This is a genomic window from Anaerosporobacter sp. (assembly GCF_031551385.1).
In the GTDB taxonomy this organism is placed as follows: domain Bacteria; phylum Bacillota; class Clostridia; order Lachnospirales; family Lachnospiraceae; genus Anaerosporobacter.
This window is the reverse complement of the sequence record NZ_JAVBNS010000064.1, coordinates 1-3651: the sequence shown is the minus strand read 5'-3', so window position 1 is coordinate 3651 and position 3651 is coordinate 1. Positions and strand designations below refer to the sequence as shown.

The window sequence follows — 3651 nt, the reverse complement described above, 5'->3', positions numbered from 1 at the left end:
GGAGACAAATTTCAATCCAGAAGAAGCTATTGCGGAATTAGGAGAGATGGCAAAGCTAAGTTTTCGTGATCCAGATGGCAATATACTGATTGAAGGTAAGAATATTATTAGTGCAGAAGCAGTGCAAAATACAGCAGGGATAAGCACGCAGTATGCGGTTGAATTAACATTTGACACAAAAGGTGCGGCGTTGTTTGAAAAGGCAACTGGTGACTTGATTGGGAAACAAATGGGAATCTATATGGATGAGGAGCTGATATCCAATCCAGTTGTTAATGCAAAGATTTCGGGTGGAAAAGGTATCATCGACAATATGGCTTCCTATAAGGAAGCGAAAGTATTGGCAGATAAGATTAATGCGGGAGCATTACCATTTTCATTGAAAACAACAAACTTTAGTACAATTAGCCCAACGCTTGGAAATCAAGCATTACATATTATGGTGATTGCAGGTGGAATTGCTTTTGTACTTATTTGCTTGTTTATGATTACTGTATATAAATTACCTGGTATTATTGCATGTTTGACATTAGTGTTACAGATGTCTTTGCAATTGCTATCCGTATCTGTTCCGCAATATACATTAACACTTACAGGTATAGCAGGCATTGTTCTTTCTGTTGGTATGGCAGTAGATACGAATATCATCATATCAGAAAGAATTGCGGATGAGATAAAGAAGGGATTAACCGTTCGTGCGGCAGTAAGAAATGGTTATAAGAATGCATTTTCTTCCGTGTTTGATGGAAACTTTACAACAGCAATTGTCGCAGTTATCCTTATGATATTTGGCTCTGGTTCTATGTTGAGTTTTGGTTATACATTATTAATGGGGATGATCTTTAACTTATTAGTTGGTGTAAGTGTTTCAAAACATTTATTACTTGGAATATTAGAGTTTCCTAAATTCAATAAAGAAAAATATTTTGCAAGAAAGAAAGAGACAAAGTTACGTTTATTTTATGAAAGTAAAAAAAAGTTTGCATTACTATCTGGTGCACTTTTAATTTTTGGTATTGTAAGTTGCTTTGTAAATGGTGTTAAACTTGATACACAGTTTACTGGTGGTGTTGTATTAAACTATACAGTTGCTGGAGAGGTCGATACAAATGCTGCTAAAAATGCAGTTTCAACGGTAACAGATAGACCAGTAACTGTTCAGATTTCAAGTGATAGACAAAGTGATGAAAAGCAAGTTGTTATTACACTTGCTGGAAATGGTGGTATTTCACCAGAAGTACAGAATGCAATAACAGAGGCGTTGAATACTACTTGTAATGCGACATTGGCGCAAACATATGCGGTAGAGCCATATATAGGGGCAAAGGCATTGAAAAATTCAGGGATAGCAATTATATTATCCTTTGTATTTATTGTTATCTATGTGTGGATTCGTTTCTCGACAATACATGGATTATCAGCGGGAGTAACAGGAATGCTTGCATTGTTACATGATGTACTAATTGTATTCTTTACATTCGTAGTATTTAAAATTCCGCTAAACGATTCCTTTGTGGCAGTAACATTGACAATTATAGGTTATTCAATTAATGATACAATTGTAGTATATGACCGTATTCGAGAAAATGAAAAGTCAAATCCTAGGATAGGTAGAATTTCATTAGTGAATGAAAGTATATCACAGACATTAAGAAGATCGGTTAATACGTCTCTTACAACCGGATTGTGTGTATTGATTATATTGATTGCATCATATATATTCCATATAACATCTATTACAGAGTTTGCATTACCTATGTTCTTTGGTGTGATATGTGGTTGCTATTCTTCTGTTTGTATTGCGAGTATTATATGGTGTATGTGGGAGTTGAGGAAACAAAAAAAGGTAAGACAGTAATTTGTGTGTTACTGTTCATTCCCAAGCCTTGCACTACGCTGCAAGGCTATGGGCTAATAACGTAGAATAGCCAAGAATCCAGCCCCTTCGCCAAAGGCGAACTTTAAATGGGCTGGATTCCGTTACTGTGAACGTTATGTGTGAACAGTAACATTTGTCTAAATCGTAATGATATGATGGATTGAAAATGCAATAGACTTTACACCTTGCTTATGATATAATCGTATCAATAATTGATGCGTGATATAAGGGGGGATAATATGACGGATAGCGAAATGCTTCAACTTATTCTTAATAAGGTTACAGGTCTTGATGAAAAGGTTACAGAACTTGACAAAAAAGTTACTAATCTTGAAAATGATATGTCAGAAGTGAAGGAAGATATCGCAGACTTAAAAGGAGATATGAGAGACGTTAGGTCTGATTTAAGACGTGTAGGTCGTGATTGCAATGCAATCCTTGATGAGGTTGAAAGGGTACATAGTATCTTAGATAAGCATAAGGAAGATAAGCAAGTACATACTGCATAACAAATTATAATACAAAGTGCCAAAGCAAAGGATTGTACATATCCTACTTTGGCACTTTGTTTATGTATCGGGTTTAAAATATTTTGAGGGATTGGATTATCATGATAATGAAGAAATAGAATGTTCGATTTGCTCGCATGAACGTAGCATTGCATTGTTCTTGAATAAGGAGGGATACGAAACTTTTAAACAGTTTGACATACCAATTTTGGTAAATCCGTCAACTTAAATTTACCTTTGTCACCTTTGCTAGGAAAACATCTTGCACACTAATACGACCTCTCTTACAATAGAAGAAAAGACAAATTACTGAATAGGAGACGATAACATGAAATTTGAAAATAAAATCGGAAAAAGTTTTGATAATTTAGCCCAAAGAGTAATATATCCTTATATTATTTCGTATCCAGAATTCGAACCAGTAAAAAATAATGATGTTTCTGAATCAGCACAAAAACAAATGTATGATTTTATGAAAAATACATTTGTGACGATGTATAACAATCCAGAAATCATTGGGTTGCCAATAGAAGAGGATGGTTGTTTTGGTGAAGGTGTGTTATATAATTCAAATCCAGAACTTAATAACATGATGAAAAAGTTTGAGAAAAAGTTTCTTGATTTCTTTAATTTTCTATTTGAACTTGGATTTTATGGAGAGGTCTTAGATAATAAATTACATATTTCTAAAGCTAAGAAGGCTATTAATAAGAATAAACAAACGATGCTTGTAAGATTAGGACTAGAATGTGAAACGAAAGAAGAAACGGTTATTTATAGCAATGAATATCCAGAGCTTTGTGTTGGTTGGAATGCTCTTAGTATATGTAGCAATGCAGTTTGGGACAAAGATATAACGAAAGCTATTGTAAGTCAAAGTTTTGCAAGACTTATGTTTATGAAATGTCTATATGCCGATGAAATTGTAGCTGACTCAAGGTTGTATAATGGCTTAGAACAAAGTGGAGTATATCTAAGTCAACTAGAAACATTTTTAATCGAAAAAGGGTATACATATAATTCGCATGATGGTGGATACACATTAGTTAAGCATTGTGCTAATAATAAAGATGGAAAATTTAAAGTGCTGTTTGATTGGAAAAAGAAAAATCAATTAAAATATTATTTTGAAATCCCTGGATTTACAAAGCTTGTCACAAATCATTATGATAAAATGGACGATTCATTAAAAGGATTGGTCTTTTCAAGATTAAATAATTGCTATAATTGTGGGTATTGTACTCAAACAGGTAACCATCAATT

Annotated in this window: 3 protein-coding genes; all 3 read left to right on the top strand. The window is 33.6% G+C overall.

Annotated elements, in window-relative coordinates; translation table 11 throughout:
* Nucleotides 1-1858 (top strand): protein translocase subunit SecF (secF, locus tag RMR19_RS06880; RefSeq protein ID WP_310602761.1); only part of this gene is annotated, 1858 nt, incomplete at its 5' end.
* A 260-nt stretch (nucleotides 1859-2118) separates the two neighbouring features.
* Nucleotides 2119-2388, top strand: coding sequence for a DUF2730 family protein (locus RMR19_RS06875; RefSeq protein ID WP_310602760.1), 270 nt, complete (start codon nucleotides 2119-2121; stop codon nucleotides 2386-2388).
* 328 nt (nucleotides 2389-2716) lie between these two features.
* On the top strand, nucleotides 2717-3651 hold a 935-nt coding region (locus RMR19_RS06870), incomplete at its 3' end, for a hypothetical protein (RefSeq protein WP_310602759.1).

Excerpts from the sequence above, each read along its gene's own strand:
- RMR19_RS06875 (WP_310602760.1), top strand. The coding sequence starts at position 2,119 with ATGACGGATAGCGAAATGCTTCAACTTATTCTTAATAAGGTTACAGGT.